General features: G+C 41.8%; 21 protein-coding genes and 2 pseudogenes. 11 read left to right on the top strand and 12 right to left on the bottom strand.

The window, feature by feature from the left end; all coding sequences use genetic code 11:
- Nucleotides 1-190 precede the first annotated feature (190 nt).
- The 5 genes from Xedl_RS04495 (at nucleotide 191) to Xedl_RS04470 (ending at nucleotide 4,448) form a co-directional block, all read left to right on the top strand.
- Nucleotides 191-1,162 (top strand): HlyD family secretion protein, encoded by a 972-nt coding sequence (locus Xedl_RS04495; RefSeq protein WP_074022660.1) that lies wholly within the window; start codon nucleotides 191-193, stop codon nucleotides 1,160-1,162.
- Nucleotides 1,163-1,181: 19 nt separating this feature from the next.
- Nucleotides 1,182-2,327 (top strand): ABC transporter permease, encoded by a 1,146-nt coding sequence (locus Xedl_RS04490; RefSeq protein WP_074022659.1) that lies wholly within the window; start codon nucleotides 1,182-1,184, stop codon nucleotides 2,325-2,327.
- A complete protein-coding gene (locus Xedl_RS04485; protein WP_074022658.1) occupies nucleotides 2,327-3,502 on the top strand; it encodes an ABC transporter permease in 1,176 nt (391 codons plus the stop codon). Before Xedl_RS04490 ends, Xedl_RS04485 begins: the two co-directional genes overlap by 1 nt.
- A 302-nt stretch (nucleotides 3,503-3,804) precedes the next feature.
- Complete coding sequence (locus tag Xedl_RS04475; RefSeq protein ID WP_208605025.1) at nucleotides 3,805-3,945, top strand: hypothetical protein; 141 nt, start codon at nucleotides 3,805-3,807, stop codon at nucleotides 3,943-3,945.
- Nucleotides 3,939-4,448: a GNAT family N-acetyltransferase gene (locus tag Xedl_RS04470; protein WP_074022656.1), complete on the top strand. Its 510-nt coding sequence runs from the start codon at nucleotides 3,939-3,941 to the stop codon at nucleotides 4,446-4,448. Before Xedl_RS04475 ends, Xedl_RS04470 begins: the two co-directional genes overlap by 7 nt.
- Here Xedl_RS04470 and Xedl_RS04465 read toward each other — a convergent pair.
- Complete coding sequence (locus tag Xedl_RS04465; RefSeq protein ID WP_279625351.1) at nucleotides 4,411-4,761, bottom strand: GIY-YIG nuclease family protein; 351 nt, start codon at nucleotides 4,759-4,761, stop codon at nucleotides 4,411-4,413. The two genes, Xedl_RS04470 and Xedl_RS04465, sit on opposite strands and share 38 nt — an antisense overlap.
- 288 nt (nucleotides 4,762-5,049) lie before the next feature.
- Here Xedl_RS04465 and bhsA point away from each other — a divergent pair, with 288 nt between their 5' ends.
- Together bhsA and Xedl_RS04455 are read left to right on the top strand one after the other, a co-directional pair.
- Nucleotides 5,050-5,301, top strand: a complete 252-nt coding sequence (gene bhsA, locus Xedl_RS04460) for a multiple stress resistance protein BhsA (protein WP_074022654.1) — start codon at nucleotides 5,050-5,052, stop codon at nucleotides 5,299-5,301.
- Between the two features lie 117 nt (nucleotides 5,302-5,418).
- Complete coding sequence (locus Xedl_RS04455) at nucleotides 5,419-5,850, top strand: YhbP family protein (protein WP_074022653.1); 432 nt, start codon at nucleotides 5,419-5,421, stop codon at nucleotides 5,848-5,850.
- On the opposite strand, the gene nrdG is transcribed toward Xedl_RS04455, so the two are convergent.
- The 4 genes from nrdG to pyrI form a co-directional block, all read right to left on the bottom strand.
- Nucleotides 5,847-6,308: an anaerobic ribonucleoside-triphosphate reductase-activating protein gene (nrdG, locus tag Xedl_RS04450; protein WP_074022652.1), complete on the bottom strand. Its 462-nt coding sequence runs from the start codon at nucleotides 6,306-6,308 to the stop codon at nucleotides 5,847-5,849. The genes Xedl_RS04455 and nrdG overlap by 4 nt on opposite strands.
- A 4-nt stretch (nucleotides 6,309-6,312) precedes the next feature.
- Nucleotides 6,313-8,235 (bottom strand): anaerobic ribonucleoside-triphosphate reductase, encoded by a 1,923-nt coding sequence (nrdD, locus tag Xedl_RS04445; RefSeq protein WP_074022768.1) that lies wholly within the window; start codon nucleotides 8,233-8,235, stop codon nucleotides 6,313-6,315.
- A 266-nt stretch (nucleotides 8,236-8,501) separates the two neighbouring features.
- Nucleotides 8,502-8,888 carry a 2-iminobutanoate/2-iminopropanoate deaminase gene (ridA, locus tag Xedl_RS04440; protein WP_074022651.1) on the bottom strand — a complete coding sequence of 129 codons (387 nt, stop codon included), beginning with the start codon at nucleotides 8,886-8,888 and terminating at the stop codon, nucleotides 8,502-8,504.
- Nucleotides 8,889-9,029: 141 nt separating this feature from the next.
- On the bottom strand, nucleotides 9,030-9,494 hold the full coding sequence (pyrI, locus tag Xedl_RS04435) for an aspartate carbamoyltransferase regulatory subunit (RefSeq protein WP_074022650.1): 465 nt from the start codon (nucleotides 9,492-9,494) through the stop codon (nucleotides 9,030-9,032).
- A 414-nt stretch (nucleotides 9,495-9,908) separates the two neighbouring features.
- On the opposite strand from pyrI, the gene Xedl_RS04430 reads away from it, so the two are divergent.
- From Xedl_RS04430 to Xedl_RS38720, 3 genes and pseudogenes are all read left to right on the top strand, one after another.
- Complete coding sequence (locus Xedl_RS04430) at nucleotides 9,909-10,583, top strand: DUF819 family protein (RefSeq protein ID WP_244149666.1); 675 nt, start codon at nucleotides 9,909-9,911, stop codon at nucleotides 10,581-10,583.
- Nucleotides 10,584-10,647: 64 nt separating this feature from the next.
- Complete coding sequence (gene aac(6'), locus Xedl_RS04425) at nucleotides 10,648-11,109, top strand: aminoglycoside 6'-N-acetyltransferase (protein ID WP_074022649.1); 462 nt, start codon at nucleotides 10,648-10,650, stop codon at nucleotides 11,107-11,109.
- 191 nt (nucleotides 11,110-11,300) lie between these two features.
- Nucleotides 11,301-11,622, top strand: a pseudogene (locus Xedl_RS38720) (IS982 family transposase); the annotation flags it as partial.
- Nucleotides 11,623-11,683: 61 nt separating this feature from the next.
- Here the strand turns inward: Xedl_RS38720 and Xedl_RS27245 are convergent.
- Complete coding sequence (locus tag Xedl_RS27245) at nucleotides 11,684-12,445, bottom strand: hypothetical protein (protein ID WP_074022648.1); 762 nt, start codon at nucleotides 12,443-12,445, stop codon at nucleotides 11,684-11,686.
- Between the two features lie 762 nt (nucleotides 12,446-13,207).
- On the opposite strand from Xedl_RS27245, the gene Xedl_RS04405 reads away from it, so the two are divergent.
- The gene (locus Xedl_RS04405) at nucleotides 13,208-15,526 is read left to right on the top strand and encodes an FdhF/YdeP family oxidoreductase (RefSeq protein ID WP_074022647.1); all 2,319 of its coding nucleotides are present in this window, start codon (nucleotides 13,208-13,210) and stop codon (nucleotides 15,524-15,526) included.
- Nucleotides 15,527-15,713: 187 nt separating this feature from the next.
- On the opposite strand, the gene pyrB is transcribed toward Xedl_RS04405, so the two are convergent.
- The 6 genes and pseudogenes from pyrB to Xedl_RS04370 all read right to left on the bottom strand — a co-directional run bounded on the left by pyrB (nucleotide 15,714) and on the right by Xedl_RS04370 (nucleotide 21,565).
- Complete coding sequence (gene pyrB, locus Xedl_RS04400) at nucleotides 15,714-16,658, bottom strand: aspartate carbamoyltransferase (protein ID WP_074022645.1); 945 nt, start codon at nucleotides 16,656-16,658, stop codon at nucleotides 15,714-15,716.
- Between the two features lie 299 nt (nucleotides 16,659-16,957).
- Nucleotides 16,958-17,086: a carboxymuconolactone decarboxylase family protein gene (locus Xedl_RS35065; RefSeq protein ID WP_279625349.1), complete on the bottom strand. Its 129-nt coding sequence runs from the start codon at nucleotides 17,084-17,086 to the stop codon at nucleotides 16,958-16,960.
- 218 nt (nucleotides 17,087-17,304) lie between these two features.
- Complete coding sequence (gene rnz, locus Xedl_RS04390) at nucleotides 17,305-18,222, bottom strand: ribonuclease Z (RefSeq protein WP_074022644.1); 918 nt, start codon at nucleotides 18,220-18,222, stop codon at nucleotides 17,305-17,307.
- A gap of 27 nt (nucleotides 18,223-18,249) precedes the next feature.
- Nucleotides 18,250-18,986: pseudogene (locus Xedl_RS35060) on the bottom strand (sigma 54-interacting transcriptional regulator); the annotation flags it as partial.
- Nucleotides 18,987-19,137: 151 nt separating this feature from the next.
- A complete protein-coding gene (locus tag Xedl_RS04375; RefSeq protein ID WP_074022641.1) occupies nucleotides 19,138-20,118 on the bottom strand; it encodes a D-cysteine desulfhydrase in 981 nt (326 codons plus the stop codon).
- 22 nt (nucleotides 20,119-20,140) lie between these two features.
- Nucleotides 20,141-21,565: a Na+/H+ antiporter NhaC family protein gene (locus Xedl_RS04370; RefSeq protein WP_074022640.1), complete on the bottom strand. Its 1,425-nt coding sequence runs from the start codon at nucleotides 21,563-21,565 to the stop codon at nucleotides 20,141-20,143.
- Nucleotides 21,566-21,600: the final 35 nt, after the last annotated feature.

The raw sequence follows: 21,600 nt of genomic DNA, 5'->3' as shown, positions 1-21,600 counted from the left end.
TTATAACTAATTCATGGGGTTTTTCTCAGGGGTGCTAAAATTTAGGCAGTGGAGGATATTTAGGCGATATTATGCTGTTCCTGACATCTTGGCGGGTACTGTGACTAACATCGGACTGGGCGGCTAATTTATCGAGCGTTTTGACCTGATAGATTTGACCTGATAGTACGCTTAGGGCTTACAGAACATAATGAAGAAAAGAACACTTTTCACAATCTTATTGATCATTTTCCTGATCGCAATGGCTGTGCTTTTCCGTTCCCACAGCCAGGAACTTTTGTTGCAGGGAGAGGTTGACGCACCGGAAGTTATCATTGCTTCCAAAGCGATGGGGCGAGTCGTTAAAGTTCATATTGGACGAGGGGAAAGAGTCAAAGCAGGGCAACTGATGGTGAGTCTTGATAGCCCTGAACTGGCGGCGAAAGTTGCCGCAGCGCAAGCGGTACGCGATCAAGCGAAAGCCAAACTTGAATTATCCCTGCATGGGACGCGTGAGGAAAATATTCGAAATTTAGAAGCGGCTCTTGCGCAAGCTCAATCAGGCTATATAAATGCACAACGTGAATTTGATCGTCTCAAAAATGTGTCAACCCAAGGCTATGTATCTGCCAGTGATTTGGATAATGCGCGTAATGCACGAAATATTGCCTATCAGAAAATGCTTGGGGCTAAAGCGGAGCTGGATGAAGGGAAAAATGGAGACCGCATAGAATTACGACAACAGCTTCAGGCCGCATTGAATGAAGCAGAAGAAAATCTGCGTGAATTAAAAATACAACGCGATGATCTGCAAGTTAAAGCCCCTGTTAATGGTGAAGTTGGGCCATTACCCGCAGAAGAGGGGCAACTTTTTAATGCAAATAGCCCGCTGGCAACATTGGTACGTATTTCACAGGCCTATTTCGTCTATAACTTGCGTGAAGATATTTTGGCTCACGTTCGTAAAGGCGACAAAATTACATTGCGTGTGCCTGCGTTGGGTAATGAAGAGATTGAGGCTGAAATCCGTTATATCGCGCCAATGGGAGATTATGCGACAAAACGTGCAACCCGTGCGACGGGAGATTTTGACCTGCGAACGTTTGAGGTTCGGTTATACCCATTGCAACCCGTTGATGGCTTACGTCCGGGCATGAGTGCCTTATGGCTCTGGAATAAGTAAGAGTATTAAGGGCATCCTGATGAATAGAAAAGCTGTGTGGAGCAGTTTCGAACAGGAATTTACGCGAGAATTTAGTACTGCGCTGCACAGTCCGGTTTTTCACTGGCTGGGGTGGCTGTTCCCTTTACTGTTGTTTATCTTAATTAGCGCTAATTTTTCAGAAGGAACCCTGTTTAATTTGCCTGTTTCGGTTGTGGATAATGACCAGAGTACGCTGTCGCGCACCTTTATCCGTGACTTGGACGCTGCACCCCATGCGAATATTAAGTCTTATAACAATAGCTTGCCAGAATCTATAGAACGGTTACGTAGGGCACAGGATTACTCCCTGCTTTATATCCCTGAAGATTTTGAAAAACAGGCGCTAAGCGGGAAACAGCCAACGGTAAGTATGTATTACAACGCCCTATTTTATGGCGCAGGTCGTTACTCGACTCAGGATTTCAGCGGATTGGTGGCGGAAACTAATGCAAAATATCGCACCATCATTGCTTCCGAAATAGGTCGGCCGTTACCTCCATTAGCTAAAGCAACCCTGTCCTATGACAGCTTGTTTAACGCCAGTGGCAGTTATATTTATTACCAGCAATTTGCGGCAACCATTCATCTATTACAACTTTTTGTCGTCACATGTACTATCTACACAATGGCCAGAGGAAAGCAGCTTTTGGAGGCGAAATATTTCATCGGCGCATTGTTGGGAAAATTGGCGCCTTATACCTTGATTTTCACACTGCTATTGATGGTGGAAATTACGGCGCTGGTTCTTTTTTCGGCGGCAAAAGTAGCGGGTAATCCTTTGTATATGCCGATTGTTGGGTTTTTCTATGTGATTGCGGCACAAAGTATTGGCCTATTACTGTTTACCTTCACCAACAGTGTAATAACTGCCTATACCTTGATTGGGATGTTAGTCAGTATTGCGATGGTGTTTTCTGGCATGATCGTGCCGGTATTGTCTATGGTATTACCTGCAAGGATTATCTCCACGCTTGAGCCATTAACCTATGCTTTGAATGCCATGTTTGATATTTTTCTGCGGGAAGTATCACTACAGATTATTTTGCATGTTTGCCTGATATTGATGATCTATCCTGCGGTTTGTGGCCTTCTGGTACGCAATCGCTTGTGGAAGCGACTTAATCAATCAGAGGAAGTTGCATAATGTCAAGTTATGGACAAACAAGTTGGGCGTTGTACTGGCAGACATTTCGCAATGTATTTTTGGGGATGCTGGAAAAACCCATGTGGTTGCTACTGATGGTTTCGTTATGTGTGATGAGCTTGGTTTACATCCATCCTTCTTTGTGGGACTTACCGGTTGCAGTCATCGATCGGGATAACAGCCATGCAAGCCGCGTGCTGATCCGTCATATTGATTCCACGGCAAAGGTGGAAACCAAAAGCTACAATAATCTGGAGAATGCTCGCCGTGACATGCTCCAGCGAAAAATATTCGCCATTATCATCGTACCCGTGGATTTTGAAAAACGCCTGTTGAGCGGACAGAATGTCACCGTGCCGGTTTATGGTGATGCGACAAATCGTCTCGCCAATGGGCAGATCCAACAGGACTTAGCGCTGGCTTATCAACAACTCTTGTCAGAATACAACGGCATGTTGCTTTTGAAATCGGGTTTCAGCATTGAGCAAGTGAAAATCTTACTGCAACCGATTCGGGGTGAAACCGTTGCATTATTTAATCCGGGCATCAGCTATGCTGCGATAGTTTTTCCAGGTTTATTGGTCATGCTATTGCAGCACTCCTTATTGATTGCGTGTGTCCGCGTCAGTATTACCCTACGGGAAACGCCCAAGGGCAACAACCCGCCACTCCCAGTCTATTTGGGAACATTGTCCGCTCTGATCCCTATCTGGCTGTTCTTATCTGTGATCTTTTTTATCCTATGGCCGTGGATATTGGGATATCGGCAAGATGCGCCGATTTATCTTGTGCTGTTGCTGACATTCCCATTCCTGTTAGCCGTATTAGGGTTAGGAAAATTGGTGACAGAATGCTTGCGCAGCGTGGAAATGATTTATTTAACCCTGGCTTTTATTACTACACCGATCTTCTATATCTCTGGCACCATCTGGCCGCCTCAGGCGATGCCTGAGTGGGTCAGAGTGATCTCATCGGCATTGCCCTCGACATGGGCGACAAAAGCAATTGCCGGCGTTAATCAAATGGGCTTGCCATTGCACAATGTATACAAAGATATCGGCATGATGTTATTGCTTGGTGTGATGTATATGGTTTTGGGCATTTTGGTTGGTATGCTACGTAATAAAGAATTTCGTTGTATCACCCTGCGTATTAAACGGTTTTTCTCTTCATAATATTCATCAAATCACAATTTGATTGTCATGTATGGCTTTTGCCGGTTTGCCCTGTAGACGTTTTGTGATAAGGGATTTATTATCAATTTTCCCATTGCGAGTAATCTTTTTACCTCTTACAGCATCAGGTGCTGAAACTGTTTTTTGGCTGATGGGTGCGGGTATTTTGTATCCGCTGGTGAAGGTAAAAGTGCGGGAGCCTGGCTGACACGGGCTATCAGTGTACAAGATAATCACTTTCCTGATACATTGTTTTTCAGCATCGTTTACGGGTTGAAGGGAATACAGAATTGGGATTACATGTGAAAAATTTGCTGGATTCCGTTGGAATGGGATCTATGCCATCCATCCTTCACTTTGGTCTATTGCGGCTGGCTGAATTGATCAAAGTGGGACAGAAAGAGGGCGCTGATCAGAACGATCGCGTGTTATCGTCATGTTAATCAGGGTCGAAATTCCTGTTGATGCTATGGGGATTGATCGTTTACTGCGTCAATCTTTTGAAACATCGGCAGAAGCTGAGTTAATTCATCAACTAAGAGAAGAGGGTTTATTGACACTAGGCATTGTTGCGACCGACGATGAAGGCCATGTGATTGGTTATGCCGGTTTCGCGCCTGTTGATATCAATGGTGAAGATCATCAATGGGTAGGTTTGGCGCCATTGGCTGTGGCGGAACCGTATCGTTGTCATGGACTTGGTGAAAAATTGGTTTATGAAGGACTGGATAGCCTGAACGAGTTTGGATATGTAGCGGTTGTCGTACTGGGGGAACCGAAATACTACTACCGTTTTGGTTTTAAACTTGCCAGTGAATATCAAGTGTCTTGCCAATGGCCTGATTGTGAGGACTATTTCTTGATCTATCCCCTGGCTGAGATTTCACAGAGAGACTGTCATGGGCAGGTTACTTATCCTGCTTATTTTGCTCACCTGTGGTCATAACCTGAGTGAGAAATCTCTTAGATGAATTGATGCTTGTTAAATAAGTTATTATGCAGAGAGGCTGGTCAATAACCAGTCTTTCTTTTTGCTGTTTACTCAGTTTTTTTACGCGATATTCCATTTTTAATGCCACGCTTTTGTTCCCTACCTGACTTTGATAGACCAAAGTCAAAGGATTTTTTCCTTTCAGGTATTTTGCGCCTTTGCCGGCTGCATGTTGCTTAAATCGACAAGCGATATTGTTCGTTATTCCGGTATACAGGCTCCCATCCCGTGTTCTGATCAGATAGATATACCAGTGAGATACTGTAATATTCATTATTTATTTTTAATAATTTCAGTAATTTAATTTATATGGAAAATTAATGCATGTTTCAGTAATAAGTTTAATTCTAAGTTGAATTTTTTGCTGATATTTTAATATAACAAAATGAATTTATTGAATTATATATCGATCATTACCCAATAACTACTTTTCTTGTTCAAAAAAATTGAAATATTATAACAATAATTGCTAATTATAATATTCTGAACAAGCGTATAACATGCTCACAATTACAAAAGATTAACTCCATTTTAAAAATGAGTAGAGGAACAAAATATGAAAAATGTAAAAAATATCGTCGCTGTTTTAGCATTAAGTGCGCTTTCTTTCGGTTCTTTTGCTGCCACGGAAGTTCAGAATGTTAAGGGAGAAAAAATCGGAGTTGTTTCAGTTAGTGGTGCAGAAACACTAGATAGCCTAACTGCAAAATTATCCAAAAAAGCTGATGAAGCCGGCGCAACTTATTTCCGTATTGTGTCTGCAAATGGTCAGAATCAACTCAGTGGAGTTGCCGAAATTTATAAATAATTTATAGTGTTTCTATACAGACCTCAGGGTTTATTGAGTCGAATACAGAATACGTAACTGGATAAGGCGCCTATCGTATTCTGTTATGGCTTGATTAAAATAACGATATGGAAATATATGAATTTAAATAAAGATATTTTAATAATTAGTCAATATCTTGCCAGGCAGCATGTATTTACTCTTTGCACATCTTCCGCCCAGGATTTATGGTGTGCAAACTGCTTTTATGTCTTTGATACTGATAGCATGGCATTCTGGTTTATGACTGAACCGGAAACCCGCCACGGCCAGATGATGCAAAATAATTCTATCGTTGCAGGCACGGTTGCCGGCCAGACACGCAATATCGCGCAAATCAAGGGTGTTCAATTTCGTGGTGAAGTCATTCCATTGACCGGTGAAGCTGAAACCATCGCCAGAGCACGTTATTGCCGCCGTTTTCCCATCGCTTTGGCAGCCAAATCCCCAATCTGGCAGCTCAATCTCAATGAAGTCAAAATGGTGAACAATACCCTTGGTTTTGGCAAAAAATTGCATTGGCAGCGTTAAAAATAGTGGATAACCTGATTATGACTGCCCCGCCAGATTAACGAAGGATCATACAGTGCTTGTTCAAATTTCCCATCCACCACCACTTGGATATAACGGATCACTTCCTGTTGAGCTTCACTTAATTCATTAAGAACATAACCTGTCCATAGCCAGATATCCTTATCTGGGCATTCTTTCCGTACACGTTGAACCAGTTGCAGTATGCGGGGAACATTATGGGGGTGCAGAGGATCACCGCCAGACAGTGACAGACCTTGTCGTTTAATGCGGCTATCTTTCAGGTCAGTGATGATCTGATCTTCGATTGCTTGTGTAAAAGGCTGGCCTGAGTCGACTCGCCATGTACTTTGGTTGTAGCAACCACGGCATTGATGCAAACAACCTGATACGAACAGCGTACAGCGAGTTCCGGAGCCATTCACCACATCAACCGGATAATATTGATGATAATTCATACTATTAACCTATTTGCCCATTGCCGAGATGTTTCACGCGACGTTTCACTTCTTCCTGCTTACCTGCATTGAATGGGCGGGCATCCGGGCTACCGAGGTAACCACAAACACGGCGAATAACTGAAACATGGGCTGGATCGTGGTTGCCACATTGAGGACAGGTGAATCCCTTACTGGTACAGGCAAACTCACCGGTAAAACCGCATTGATAACACTCATCAATAGGCGTATTGGTGCCATAGTAAGGCACACGTGAATAACTGTAATCCCAGACATCTTCCAACGCTTTCAAATTATGTTGCAGATTGGGATACTCGCCGTAGCAAATAAAACCCCCGTTTGCTAATGGTGGATAGGGCGCTTCAAAGTCCAGCTTATCATAGGGATTGACCTTCTTTTCCACATCCAGATGGAAGCTGTTGGTGTAATAGCCCTTATCGGTGACACCCTGGATTATGCCAAACTCAGCGGTATCCAAACGGCAGAAGCGATCACATAAATTCTCGCTTGGCGTACTGTACAAACTAAACCCATAACCCGTCTCCTGCTTCCACTGATCGACGGCCTCACGTAAGCGTTTAACAATAGAGATAGCTTTCTGTTGGCGTTGTTCATCATCAAACAGATGAATGTGATTACCGTATAACGCATTTATTGTTTCATGAATGCCGATATAGCCCAATGAAATGGAAGCACGGCCGTGTTTGAAAATATCGGCAATATTGTCATCTGCTTTCAGGCGGACACCACAGGCACCTTCCATATAGAGGATCGGGGCAACCCGCGCTTTCGTATTTTCGAGGCGAGAAATTCGGGTCATCAGTGCTTTTTTAGCGAGCAACAAACGTTGATCCAAAATTTGCCAAAAATCAGCCTCATTGCCCTTAGCTTCGAGCGCAATGCGGGGAAGATTCAAACTGATAACCCCCAAATTGTTACGCCCTTCGTGAATTTGCTGGCCGTTCTCCTCATACACGCTGAGAAAACTGCGGCAGCCCATTGGCGTTTTAAACGATCCCGTTACTTTGATCACTTGATCATAATTGAGGATATCGGGGTACATGCGTTTACTGGCACATTCCAGCGCCAGTAATTTGATGTCATAGTGGGGATCTCCAAACCGGTGATTCAATCCATCACGAATGGTAAAAACCAGTTTGGGGAAGACCGCGGTCTTGCGGTTTTTTCCCAAACCCGCAATGCGGTTGCGTAGAATTGAGATTTGAATCAAGCGGGCTTCTTTGGTTGTTCCCAATCCGAAACCGAAAGTGACAAACGGCGTTTGTCCATTGGCGGTATGTAGTGTATTGACTTCATATTCCAGAGACTGAAAGGCGTCATAACACTCTTTTTCGGTGCGGGCTTCTGCATAGGCAGCCTGATCGGCAATATTCCACTCTTTGGCAATTGCCAGATGCTTGTCATAACTGGCCTTCACAAAAGGAGCGAGGACTTCATCAATGCGATTAATGGTTGTGCCGCCATAAATGTGGCTGGCAACTTGTGCGATGATTTGGGCAGTGACCGCAGTGGCAGTAGAAATGGATTTGGGCGGTTCAATTTCCGCATTGCCCATTTTAAAGCCGTTAGTCAGCATGCCCTGCAAATCGATCAGCATACAGTTGAACATAGGAAAAAACGGGGCGTAATCCAGATCATGATAGTGAATTTCTCCTTTCTCGTGTGCCTGCACCACATCGTGTGGCAACATATGCTGCTTGGCATATTGTCGGGCGACAATTCCAGCCAATAAATCACGCTGGGTTGGAATGACCTTGCTGTCTTTATTGGCATTTTCATTAAGAAGAGGGAAATTGCTTTGCTCGATCAAGCCTCGAATATCTTGATCGAGTCGATCGTGCCATGTATGAGAGGCTTGTTCGCAGGTATTGCCCTTAATAACCTCATCCTGTTGCGTCACAACCATTTTCACGATAAAGCTCCTCAATATGTTATCCACAGGCCAAAATGAGATGAAAGCTCACTTTCTGCTTTAGTGTGGATAATCTTGTGCATAAATACTATATGTAGTGATTTAATTACATTAAATCACAATATGTAGGGCTTGTGAGCTAATATACAACCTAAAAAGCTGATCTAAGACAAAGAAAGGGCAGGTTATTGGGAAGAAGGAAAATCAGACGGGAATAGCAACCCTGATACCGGAGCTATCAGGGTTGAGAAAACGACAAATTAGCCACGAATAGCGATAGCTTCGATTTCGATTTTCACGTCTTTTGGCAGACGGGCAACTTCAACACATGAACGGGCAGGGAACGGTGCATTGTGTTCAGCGAAGAATGCTTCGTAAGTTGCGTTCACGGCAGCAAAGTCATTCAGATCTTTGACAAATACCGTGGTTTTGACGATATCAGCAACTTTCAAGCCAGATTGTTCAATAATTGCTTTAACGTTTTCCAAAGATTGACGGGCTTGGGCAGTCACCTCTTCAGGGATAGCACCGGTTTTTGGATCAACAGGGATCTGGCCGGAAGTGATAACCATGCTGCCCAGATCAACACCCTGAACATAAGGGCCGATTGCTGCTGGTGCATTTTCGGTATGAATAGAACGTGACATTAGAAACTCCTGTTTAACGTCTAAATGGAAAAAAAATTTTCTGGATCGCCATTATAGTGATCCTTTGTTCCGCATCAATTGATACAGGGCATTCTTGCAGATTGCCTGAACCGACAGCGGGTCGATTGTTTGAATCGGCGGTTAATCGTTATCAATAACGGCTTGACGATCAAACTCTTTTTCACAGTACTTACAGCGTAACACCACATCATCTTTTTCTGACATAACATAGAAGCTGCTCTCGACAGGTTCATTATGGCTGATGCAATTGCTGTTTGGGCAGACAAGAACACTGTCGATCTGGTCTGGTAAATTGATTGGCATCTTTTTGACGACAACGTAATTTTCAATATTATTGATTGTGGCATGGGGGGCATACATGGCGAGCTGGTTTGCCTGTTGTTCTGTCAGGAAGGTGTTTTCAATCTTGATCAGATCCTTTTTACCCAAATGGTTGGAAGGCAGATTCAGGCCAATCGTAATGCGTTGGTCTGTTTCAGTGAGTTTGAACAGAGACAATAATTTAAAGCCGATATGGGCTGGGATATGATCGATAACCGTGCCACATTTAATGGCTTCTACTTGTAGTTGATGGTCTTGCGTCATGTTGTGTCATGAATACCGTCTCGGTATTCCTCCTCCAGATATTAGGGTCGGCTTATTTTGTCATAGACGATTTGGCATTTCACCTGATTACCTTTTGAATATAAAAGACGATTTAACTCAATAATAGAAAATAAATAAAATTTGATGGATAGCACTTATGTTTCTAAACTGTAAACATATTGTTATTTAAATGAAATCAATACAATATCACAGTGTAAGGTTGAACATGTTGCTATCTACTTCTTCTGGAAATATAAACGTGGGAAAAAATGCTGCGGAAAAAATCTCGATAGAGAGCGATTTTGATTGGAAAGTAATTAATGAAATACCTATTTATGAATGCCATGAATCTTTAGAAATGATTACTGATTCGGAGAAATTAAAACAAAAACCGGTTTATTATCTGGTTGGACAGTGGCGAGAAAATTCTGGGGCAGTCCATATACCGATTTGGTTGAAAATACGCCTAATTTAGATAAATCCCAACCCTTGGCTGCTGCTTATTGGAAACCCAAAAATATCGCCCTGAAAGACATCGCTATATCACTGGCATGGTCAATTTTTATCGTTGCGCTATCATTTCAGCTTTCATCATGGTTAAAAACCTTGCTTGGGCAGCCAAACGACGTTTACCAAGAGCTGATTTTCAGCCTAATTTCCGATAAATACCTGCTTTTGACTACCGTCACTTTTATTATCGTCTCAATATTTAAAGAGACATTCAGCAAACTGAATGGCACTCAGGAATTGGGTACTTACGCCGTTTATATGTTTTTTGTTGTGATTGGCATACCTGCATCCGTTCAGGTCATTATCAGCCATGCGCCACTACTATTTGCCTTCGTTTTTGTGATTACTATGCTGAACTTGATACTGACTTTTGCCGTGGGAAAAGTGTTTAAATTCAGCCTTGAGGAAAACATTTTGGCGTGTAATGCCAATATCGGTGGGCCAACTACCGCCGCAGCGATGGCAATTAGCCGTGGTTGGATTAATCTGGTCGGCCCGATTATGGTGATTGGTACTGTTGGTTATGTCATTGGTAATTATGTGGGGACGTTTGTTTATTTTATGGTAGGTAATTTGTGATGTGGCATAATGCTGCTCTTTAGGATATGCAGGAATTAAGTAGAGTGGGGGCTAATCATAATTAATGAAGAATAATATCAATATATTAATTGAAGAGCTTAATAAAAATAACCTTCATGTATGGGTAGCATTGCGGAAACAGTTATGGCCTGACCATGCAAAAGAAGCCCATCAAGCGGATGGGGAAGATATTATTTCTTCCAATCAGTTAGTTTCATTTATTGCATTGGATAAAGACGGTAACGGGCTTGGTTTTGTTGACGCTTCAGTTCGATATGATTATGTCAACGGATGTAATAGCAGCCCTGTGGCGTTTCTGGAAGGAGTTTTTGTTTCTCCTAATCACAGAAAATGTGGGATAGCCAAGATACTAGTCGACGAAGTGCAATCTTGGGGGATAAAAAAAGGGTGTAAGGAACTCGCATCCGATACTGAATTGGATAACGTTGTGTCGCAAAAAGCACATTTTGGATTGGGGTTTCAAGTAACTGAAAAAGTTGTGTTTTTTAAAAAATCATTAAATTAATCCATTGAATTAATAATATGAGTCTTTTTATTCCTGATTTGGGGGAGGAATGTTGGATTAGTCCTTCAAATAATCATGATACTAATTCATAGCCTAATCTAACCTGAACTCCGCTTAAGAAGGGAACTAAAGTGCCTGAGGCATGATCAAAGTTTTTGTTAAAGAAAACAAAATCGTGGATACCCTCAGGCATGTCTAATTTAGAAGAACTTTTACTGTTGCGTCGATGACTTTTGCCAAAAAATTATCCCTTTCTGGCATCAACAGCTCATTGAAAACGGATTACATAAACGGCACCGCGAAGCGTCCCTTTCGCTCAGCGAAGTCATGATGATCCTCATTCTATTCCATATGAGCCATTACCTTGATTTTAAAACGTTTTATAATAAAAATGTAAAACAATACCTTACCGCCGATTTTCTCGGATTAGTCAGTTATACCCGCATGCTCACCCTGAAGAAAAGGGCACTGACTCCTTTATGCGCATTTCTTTCGTCACGTAAAGCGACAAGCCTCAAAACTTCTTCAAAGGATCGCAAAGAAGCATAAGTGATTTAAACTTTTTCTCTATGCCTTAGAAATATAAATCTATAGGTAAGTTAGAGTTAAAAGCCTCTTCAATTTCAGAGTTTGGTGTATATAGTTTCCACATTTTTTTTCCTGCTTCATTTTCCCAAGGTGGTAGAGTGGGGTGGCCATTCAGCCAAAACTGTATTTTTTTTTGCACGTTAGGATTTTCCCTGTTTCTATAGATCCACCTCAATTCTATTGCAGTTACATCAGATCTATCGTGACGATAGTTTAATTTATTTGTTACATACCTCATGTCTATATTATCAAGAATAAAATGTATCGTATTATTTTTAACTATATCATTATTACCATCGCTCATGGTTATCCAGGATAATCCAGCCTTACATTTTCGTGAAAAAAGTTTACCAACCCCTTCTTTTGTTAGTGTTTCGCTAAACGCAGTATTATATTTTTGATGGTTATCACCATATGAAGTAAAGCTTTTTTGGTAGGGATGGTTTTTCGCCAATTTCATGTTGTTCGACTGGAATTCCCAGATGAAATAGCGTCTTCTATATTCTTCTTTCTCCTCTTGTGATGTCCCCCTTAGTCGAGGTTTTTCCTGTGGGAGCACATAATGATCTATGAATATTGGTCGATAGTTATTAAATGCATAAACATATTCAAAGTTATTAATGTTTTTAGCAGGGTCAACGTCTTTAAATTGTTCGTATTGTTTTAAATATCTTATTCTTTCTGAATTCAATCCGTAAATTAGATCTCCAATTTTTATTTTTTTTGTAAAAGGCTCATAAAATGGCATTTTATTTTCTCCTAATTTTTAGTTGATTCATATTAAAACCAGAAAAAATATTATTAGCTATAACTGTGAGTTTTTATATAAATAATAATACTTGTGTTACAAGTTTTTTTATAACGATTTATTCTTATCTATTGGATGCCTTGTTGATTGTTTTTAAATGTTCATTTTAGGGGGGATGGGAGTAAATATAGTAATTTATTTTTTAATTTAAAATTTTATATTAATATTTAATTGGTTGTTGTAAATAGGTTTTATATTAATTCTACACGTTAACTCAATATCACATAATAGAGTATTTCATTGATTTTTTTTATGTGTTGTGATGCATATGACATTTCAATAGTTGGTGGTAATTGTTAAGCCAGTTTCATTACTATTTTTTGTGCCTGATTCCAGTTTCTGCTAGGTATTGTCATTGTAGATGGTATTAAATATCACCGTATTGGTAACAAGGCATACTATGCCCAAGAACTTTTTTAAGAAGAAAAACTGACTGGCTACCTCAAAGATATGGTGAAAGCTGAAAAGTCGGTATATGACTATATCATTTGTGATTCAGATACCGAGTCTAACTTCGCTGAAAATACTTGATAAATAACTCGGTTTTTTCGTGATCTAACCACGGAATAATTATCATAATGGGTAGATAGGAGTATGATCACAGCGGTGGTAAGCCGCCAATGAATGAAATCGACGTTATTGGTTCACCTGTAAAGAAGTGGCCTGATTGTGTTGGTCACGCCATAAAAAATAGAGATTTTTATGAAATTCAAATCAAAAATAAAACCTTACCATGCGGCTGCTGGTGGTTGGGGTTCACTGGAGTCAACAACCCGTTTTGTCTTTGATAGTAAACAAGCACTGAAAAATATGGTTAACCTGATGCGCATGAATAAGCCCAGAGGCTTTGATTGTCCTGGATGCGCATGGGGGGATGACAACAAAAGCCTGTTTAGTTTTTGTGAAAACGGTGCCAAGGCAGTCACTTGGGAGGCGACACGTCGCTATGTTGACCGAAAATTCTTCGCAACCCATAGCGTAAGCCAACTTTACCAACAAAGCGATTATTTCCTTGAATATCAGGGGAGAGTGGTTGAGCCGATGAGCTATAACCCGCAGACGGATCATTATGAGTCGATAAGTTGGGATGACGCTTTTGCCCTGATTGCCAGTCACATTAAGGCGATGGATAATCCTAACCAGCTTGAACTATACACTTCGGGGCGCGCCAGTAATGAGGCTTCATGGCTGTATCAATTATTTGGGCGTGTCGTGGGAACCAACAACTTTCCGGATTGCTCCAATATGTGCCATGAAGCCAGCGGTTCCGGTATGTTGGCAAGCTTAGGCGTAGGGAAAGGCACCGTTCGGTTGCAAGATTTTGATCATGCAGATGCCATCTTTATATTTGGTCAAAATCCTGGAACAAATCACCCACGAATGCTGCATAGCCTACGACATGCTGCTGAACGCGGAGCACGCATTGTCACTTTTAATACCCTGCGTGAGCGCGGATTGGAACGTTTCGCTGATCCACAAAAACCGCTCGAAATAATTACCCCAATGGCAGGGGAAATCAGCCACCGTTACTATCAGCCCAAACTTGGTGGCGATATGGCGGCGGTGCGAGGGATAGTCAAAGCACTTTTGGAAACCCATAACGCCCTGCTGGCTGAAGGCAAATCAGGTATTTTTGATCTGGAATTCATCGCAACTTACACCAACGGAGTGGATGCTTACTTACAACAAGTTGCAGCAACCGCATGGTCATTGATTGAAGATCAATCGGGATTAATCGAAGCTCAATTGCGCGAAGCGGCTACCATTTATCAGAATGCTGGACGTGTCATCTGTACCTGGGCTATGGGGATAACCCAACATAAACACTCTTTGGTTACGGTACGTGAAATCGTCAACCTTCAATTGCTTTTTGGACAATTGGGTAAATTGGGCGCAGGGCTTTGTCCGGTACGTGGTCACAGTAATGTACAGGGTAACCGGACGATGGGAATAAATGAGAAACCTGCCAAACTTTTTCTGGATAACATGGCTGCTCATTTTGGTTTCGAGCCACCTCGTGCACATGGCCATCATGTTGTGGAGGCATTGAGTGCCATGTTGCGTGATGAAGTTAAGGTTCTGATCGCACTGGGTGGAAATCTTGCGGCCGCGGCTCCAGATAGTGCACGAACAGAAGAAGCGCTTAGACATTGTGATTTGACCGTACACATCAGCACAAAATTAAACCGGAGCCATCTTATTACTGGTAAAAAAGGTGCTCTTATTCTGCCGACATTGGGGCGTACCGAACAAGATATTCAGGCTACGGGCGCACAATTTGTGACAGTAGAAGACTCTTTCAGCATGGTTCATGCCTCAGAGGGGGTAAATAAGCCATTATTTGATAGCCAGCGTTCTGAGACAGCGATTGTTGCCGGCATTGCCAATGCGACTGTAGGTAATACTGCAACGATTAACTGGCTGGAATTAGCCGGAGATTACCATAAAATTCGTGATCATATTGCTGCAACTATTCCAGGGTTTGCTGATTTTAATAAAAAATGTGAGCATCCTGGCGGTTTCTATCTTGGTAATGCGGCAGCCGAATTACGTTTTGCAACACCGAGCCAAAAAGCCGAATTCAGTCATGCACCGCTGCCAAAAACCCTGTTCCCGCAAATTGAAGGCGCTGATGTTCCTTTTACTTTGCAAACTTTGCGTTCACACGATCAATATAACACCACGATTTATGGGCTGGATGATCGTTATCGTGGGGTTTATGGTCAGCGGGAAGTGTTGTTCATGAATCCGGAAGATATTGCTCAATTGGGATATCAGGTCGGTGATTTGGTAGATATCGAAACAGTATGGCATGACGGTATCAAGCGCAAAGTCTCCGGCTTTAAATTAGTGCCTTATGCCATTCCACGTGGAAACCTTGCTGCTTATTATCCAGAAACCAATCCATTAGTCCCAATGGAAAGTATTGGTGATGGTACAGGCACGCCAACCTCAAAATCTGTACCGGTGAAATTATCCCTTACTGAACAGAGAGGAACTGAACCTCAACGCCTTATATAAAGTGTCTGTGGGTCAAAATCAGGTAATCATAAGTATGGTGATGCAGGCTCGGTTTTTGAAGATAACGATGTAGTTTTCATTAAAAACCGAGCTGGATAAAATGTCTGAAGGAGATAGAAATAAAAATCTTTTCAAGGAAAGCACGATTATGACCAAAGAATAATTTCCCTGATCATAATATTGATGCCTATTTATTTTCTATAACAACATTTTCATTCAATACTAGTGACAATAATGCCTGACGGGCAAAAATGCCATTTCCTGCTTGCTGGAAGTAGTAAGCATATGGCGTTTTATCGACATCCACTGTGATTTCATCGATACGCGGCAGCGGGTGCAGTACTTTCAGGTTTTCCTTAACATTTTCCAGATCCGCCGCGCGCAGAACAAACTGAGCCTTGATATTGGCATATTCTGAAGGGTCAAGACGCTCTTTCTGGACACGAGTCATATACAAAATATCCAGTTCTGGCAACACATCTTCGAAGTTATTGTGGAGGCTGTAACTCACCTGTTTTTCTTCCAACATATGCAGGATATAGCTTGGCATTGCAAGTGCATCTGGCGCGATAAAACAGAAATGGTTGCCATTAAATTTTGCCAGAGCTTGTGTCAGTGAGTGCACGGTACGGCCATATTTCAAATCACCGACCATCGCAATTTTCAGGTTTTCCAGCCTGCCCTGAGTTTCCTGAATGGTAAACAGGTCGAGCAAGGTTTGGGTTGGATGCTGGTTTGCGCCATCGCCAGCATTGATAACAGGGATCTGATCGGAAAACTCAGACGCCAGTCGCGCTGCACCTTCCTGTGGATGACGCATAACGATTGCATCGGCATATTGGCTGATAATGGAAATAGTATCCGCCAACGTTTCTCCCTTTTTACCCAATGAAGTATTACTACTATCAGCAAAACCCACGACGGAAGCGCCGAGTCGCTGAATGGCAGTTTCAAAAGAGAGACGGGTACGTGTGGAGGCTTCAAAGAAGCAACTCGCTATCACCTTGTGTTTCAGTAATTCAGTCTGTGGATTGGCTTTTAATGCAGCGGCCGTCTGCAATACCAGTTCCAGATCTGCGCGGCTCAGATCATTAATTGAAATGATATGCTTGCGATATAACGGATTAGCCATGTTTACGTTCCTCTTTTATGACTTATAGCCTTGGACTGGTAGGCAAAAAAAAGCCCCTCAATTGAGGGGCTTTTTAAATGTTCGGTTAAGCAATGGGAAAAACAACGCGTTTACGCTGCCAGCAGACAGAGCTTTGTTAGCTTGGTGTTTTCTAACAGCTTTTACAGCGCAATCTTTCATATTTTCTCCCTGCAAATCGTCGCGCATTATACTCACGATAGCATTCATCGCAAGGATTGGCGGAAGAAATTTTTGTTTCAATATAATGGTCAGGTTAAATAGCCTGCATAATGATGTGATTATTCGTTTCGATCACCTAAACTGACTGCCATTCTGTTAAGAGCATTCATTAAGGAGATTGTTGCTGTCAGGTCAACAATCTCTTTTTCTGTAAAAACAGCATCCAGGCGTTCTTTGATCTTATCCAATATACTTTGCCTAGGGTTTGTCGTTAAGGCTTCGCACCACTCCAATGCCAGTTTTTCTTTTGGGTTGTAGATACTGGAATTAAACCATGCAGGTAACTTATCCAGTTTTACTTGTTCTATATCATGATCTTTGCGTAATTCATTTTTATCTCTTAAGTATTTTGTTGAAGGGAGTTAACCAGAAATAGGTGATATAAATCTATTTTTCTGCCTATATTTTATTTAATAATAAATGTAGCAAAATCTGCGGCCAAATCAGTATTTGGAAATACTTCCCGACATTCAGCCAATAATCGCGGGCAATCCTCAATTCCATAGCGTCCGCTAATGTGCGTAGCGATAAAGTGTTTGACCTTGGCATCGCGTGCCAATGTTGCGGCTTGTTTAGTGGTGGAATGTCCACGCTCGTTGGCTTTTGTGGCAAATGCATCTTCCAACGTGATTTCATGCACCATCACATCAACATTGGCAGCCAGTTTCAGTGCTTCGGGTGTCGGTTCAGTATCCCCGAAAATAGCCAATGATTTGCCACGAATCGGAGTGCCTAAATAATCTTTGCCGCAAATTGTGCGGCCATCTTCCAGTGTTATTGTGCCGCCCTGCTTTAAAGCCTGCATCCACGGGCCACGGGGAATGTTAGCCTGATTTAATTTTTCTGTATCAAGTGCGCCGGATTTGTCGTGCTCTTCAATACGGTAGCCATAGCATTCTACGCGATGATTCAAGGCATAAGCTGTGACCTTGAGTTCTCCATCATCAAACAGTTGTCCGGTCTGGACTTCGATAATTTCCAATGGATAGGTCAAGAAAGAACTGCTCAATTGCAATGTGGTTTCCACAAACTGACGTATCCCCGTTGGCCCATATAAGGTGAGGGGATCGGTAGAACCGCCCATCGAGCGGCTGCACAGTAATCCAGGCAAACCGAAGATATGATCACCATGCAGGTGAGTGATAAAGATTTTCTCCAGTTTAGATACCTTGATGGGAGAATGAAGGATCTGATGCTGGGTTCCCTCACCGCAATCAAACATCCACAGCGCGTTGCGGATGCCCTGTAAATCGAGGATCAGGCTGGTGACATTGCGCTCTTTTGTGGGAATGCCGGCACTAGTGCCTAGAAATTTTAGTTCCATGTTGTTTTCCTATTTGTCGATTTCTAATTAATGTCGAATATTTTCCCAATCAAGCCCGAATCGAGCAAGGTACTTACGTAACCTATCGGCATCATTAGGCTGTTTTTTCTGTTGACGGGAAACGGCAAATAATTTGCGGCCGGCTGCCGATAAGCTACTGGATTCACGGCAGACTTTAATCACTGTTTCCAACTGTTGGAGATCAAACAGGTCAATTTCTGGCAGGTTATTGAGTAGCAAAGAAGGTTGCCCTTCACTGCGCCAATGTTGTTTAAGCCGCGTGATTTCTTCTTCAACCAACTGTTGATTGATACGCCCATTTTCGGCAAATGTCGCCATCCGTGCGATAGAAGCGCTGAGTTCCCGAAAATTTCCCCGCTTCTTTGTCAAAGCGAACTTGCGTTTGTTGCATTTGGGCATAACGGGCGAGTTCATAATCGATATTTGGCTCGATATCTTCGCTGAATTTCCCTTGAGCCACCCACTCACGCAGGGTGTGTGCCGGCAATTAATTGAAAATCATCTGCCACTTCGTCAAGAAACAGAATGCCGCCATTGGCTTCACGAAGAAGTCCGGTGCGTGGCTGAATCGCTCCTGTAAATGCCCCCTTGATGTGACCAAACAGCATAGACATTGCATTATCACCGCGCAAGGTGGCACAGTTTACTTCCACAAATCGCCCTTTGATTAAATGGCGCGTTTGCCGTAACTGATAGATTCGACGGGCGAGAAAAGATTTACCGGCACCAGTTGATTTTGCCAAATGAAGGCAAAATATCTAACTAAATTCAGAAAAAACAGCTAAAAAGATAGCTGTTTTTTTCTGTAAAAGCTAACCCATTAGATTAATGGCAATTTTTAAAATTTAAACCCTATATATTGGAGTAAGGTAAGTACATAGTCAGGATCCCTTTTTATATTCCAGAATAAGAAAACAATGCAGGAGCCCCGCCTGTATGTATAAAAAGCAATGGCTTCTGGCTTTCAATGTTATTGTTCAGCACATTATCAATTAATCCGGCCATCGCTTTTCCGGTATAGACGGGATCTAATAAAATCCCCTCTTTTTGTGCTAATAGTGTAATGGCATCTAATCCTTGTTTATTTGGCATGCCATACATGGGAGCGAAATAATTATCCCACAAAAGAACATCTGGACAGGTTTTTTGGCCTAAGAGCGAGCTGATTTCTTGCTGCAATTGACTCACTTTCGGTGCTTGTTCGGTGGTAATACGTGAGACGGTAACGCCAATAACCGGCGTTTGAGGTAGTACAGAATGTAACCCGATAGCCAACCCTGCATGTGTGCCTGCGCTTCCAGAGGCAACAATAACAGCAGCAAATTCCACATTTTTCGGGCGCTGTTCGGCAATTTCTAATGCGCAACGCACATATCCCAATGAACCCAGCGCATTGGAACCGCCGACAGGCACAATATAAGCCTCTTTGAGATTAAGTTGATCAATCAATTCTTCCATTTGCCTATTTGGATCGATCAATTCATCACACATGATACATTGAGTATTGAATAATTCCGTCAGCAGTTTATTACCATTATTGAGAAAATTACTATCCTGATTTTGAATGGGGTTTTCTAATAAGGCGACGCATTTTAGGCCATATTTCGCCGCAATAGCTGCTGTTTGCCGTACATGATTTGATTGAATTGCCCCTGCGGTAACAATAACTTTAGCCTTTTTTTGTAAGGCGTCAGCAATAAGGTATTCCAATTTACGTAATTTATTCCCCCCCATCGCTAAGGGAGTTAAATCATCTCTCTTAATATAAACATCGCGCCCTAAATAGTGGGATAAATTCTCCAATTTATCCATCATGGTCGCCGTTTTTAGTAAATCAATGCGGGCAAATTTTGCTAAATTTTCTTTTAAAGACATATTATCCTCAGCGGGTTATCAATTAATAAGTAAGGCCTAAATAGAAATAGATGACGAGGGCAAAACTTGCAGTCACTACCGCATATGGCATTTGAGTCCGAATATGTTCAATATGGTCACAATCTGTTGCCATTGATGCAACGATAGCATCGCTGGAAATTGGCGATGTCATATCACCAAAAATAGAACCTGCAATAGCAGCACCAATCATATATTCAGGAGGCATACCCACGGAAATACCTAGCTGTACTCCAATAGGGATCATAATTGCGAAGGTTCCCCATGAAGTTCCCGTTGCCAATGACATGATGGAACTAATCAGGAAAATAAAACCGATGGAAAAACCTGCCGGAATGATACCGGAAGTTATTTGTGCAATATAGGCACCGGTATTTAAATCGGCGGAAACGTTACCCATTAAGAATGCCAATACCATGACAGAACTTATTTTTATCATGCTGGCATAACCAATATAAAGTTCTTTAAAAAAAGTTTCGATGGTTAAAATTCGGCGTAATAAGAACCAGAAAAAAGAAACAGTGGTTCCAAATATCACACTCCAATAGATAGACGTTGAACCACTGCCCTTACTAAAATCACCATCACCTGTGATATAGAGGGCAATAGGGAGCATTAATACCGTCGATAAAATAGGAATAAAAAAGTTTAATGAAGTATGGCAGTTGGGATGTTCAATAACATCATCACTATCTTCACCGTGTTTGTCTTCAATCTCACTATTTAAATATTCATGTAAGGCTCGCATTTCTGCGGTTTTCATTGGCCCCCAGGAAACATTAGAAAAAATATAAAATAAGACAGAAGCCAGCGATAGCCAAGCCATAATATTATAAACCATAGAACCCGCCAGGATATCAAATGGTTCACCGCTGATTAACCCCCTGGAAATCTGTACACCGATGACCCCCATCATTGCGGCTCCCCAACCATTAATCATGGCAGAAGAACAAACAGAAACACAGGATGTCTGGATAATGTAAGACATTTTTTCTGGTGGGATACCATAATTTTTGGCTAATTTTTTGGTTGATGCTCCAGCAATTAATTGGTTAATTGAGCTTTCAATGAAAATTAATGATGTAATGATCATTGCCAAAAATTGAACAGATTTTTTGTTTTCAATAAGTTGTGTCTTATCCGTGAGTAAACGAACTAAGGATCGTACGCCACCTGTAACAACCACAAGCCGCATTATTCCACCAATCATCAACATAAAGATAATGGTTTTTGTATTGCCTGAAGAGGAAAAGGTATCAATAATACCTTCAATAGTACCTTGTATACCCAAAATAATATGATGGTCATTAATAACAGTAAATCCGACTAATATCCCAAGTAGTAGAGATAATATAACCTGACGTGTAAATATAGCCAAAATAATTGTGACAACAGGAGTAATGATAGTCCAAATGCCGTAATCATTCATTTTTTACTCACCTTATTTTTTGTTATTTTTTATAT

Source organism: Xenorhabdus eapokensis (assembly GCF_001908105.1).
Note: the sequence above shows the minus strand (reverse complement) of the source record. Positions and strands in the feature narration are given on the sequence as shown.

Bases quoted from the DNA above. Each gene is read 5' to 3' on its own strand.
- nrdG (WP_074022652.1), bottom strand. From the start codon at position 6,308: ATGAATTATCATCAATATTATCCGGTTGATGTGGTGAATGGCTCCGGA.
- Xedl_RS04455 (WP_074022653.1), top strand. From the start codon at position 5,419: ATGAATTTAAATAAAGATATTTTAATAATTAGTCAATATCTTGCCAGG.
- bhsA (WP_074022654.1), top strand. From the start codon at position 5,050: ATGAAAAATGTAAAAAATATCGTCGCTGTTTTAGCATTAAGTGCGCTT.
- Xedl_RS27245 (WP_074022648.1), bottom strand. From the start codon at position 12,445: ATGCCATTTTATGAGCCTTTTACAAAAAAAATAAAAATTGGAGATCTA.
- rnz (WP_074022644.1), bottom strand. From the start codon at position 18,222: ATGGAACTAAAATTTCTAGGCACTAGTGCCGGCATTCCCACAAAAGAG.
- Xedl_RS04370 (WP_074022640.1), bottom strand. From the start codon at position 21,565: ATGAATGATTACGGCATTTGGACTATCATTACTCCTGTTGTCACAATT.
- Xedl_RS04485 (WP_074022658.1), top strand. From the start codon at position 2,327: ATGTCAAGTTATGGACAAACAAGTTGGGCGTTGTACTGGCAGACATTT.
- Xedl_RS04405 (WP_074022647.1), top strand. From the start codon at position 13,208: ATGAAATTCAAATCAAAAATAAAACCTTACCATGCGGCTGCTGGTGGT.
- Xedl_RS04495 (WP_074022660.1), top strand. From the start codon at position 191: ATGAAGAAAAGAACACTTTTCACAATCTTATTGATCATTTTCCTGATC.
- ridA (WP_074022651.1), bottom strand. From the start codon at position 8,888: ATGTCACGTTCTATTCATACCGAAAATGCACCAGCAGCAATCGGCCCT.
- pyrB (WP_074022645.1), bottom strand. From the start codon at position 16,658: ATGGCTAATCCGTTATATCGCAAGCATATCATTTCAATTAATGATCTG.
- Xedl_RS04470 (WP_074022656.1), top strand. From the start codon at position 3,939: ATGTTAATCAGGGTCGAAATTCCTGTTGATGCTATGGGGATTGATCGT.
- Xedl_RS04490 (WP_074022659.1), top strand. From the start codon at position 1,182: ATGAATAGAAAAGCTGTGTGGAGCAGTTTCGAACAGGAATTTACGCGA.
- nrdD (WP_074022768.1), bottom strand. From the start codon at position 8,235: ATGGTTGTGACGCAACAGGATGAGGTTATTAAGGGCAATACCTGCGAA.
- Xedl_RS04375 (WP_074022641.1), bottom strand. From the start codon at position 20,118: ATGTCTTTAAAAGAAAATTTAGCAAAATTTGCCCGCATTGATTTACTA.
- pyrI (WP_074022650.1), bottom strand. From the start codon at position 9,494: ATGACGCAAGACCATCAACTACAAGTAGAAGCCATTAAATGTGGCACG.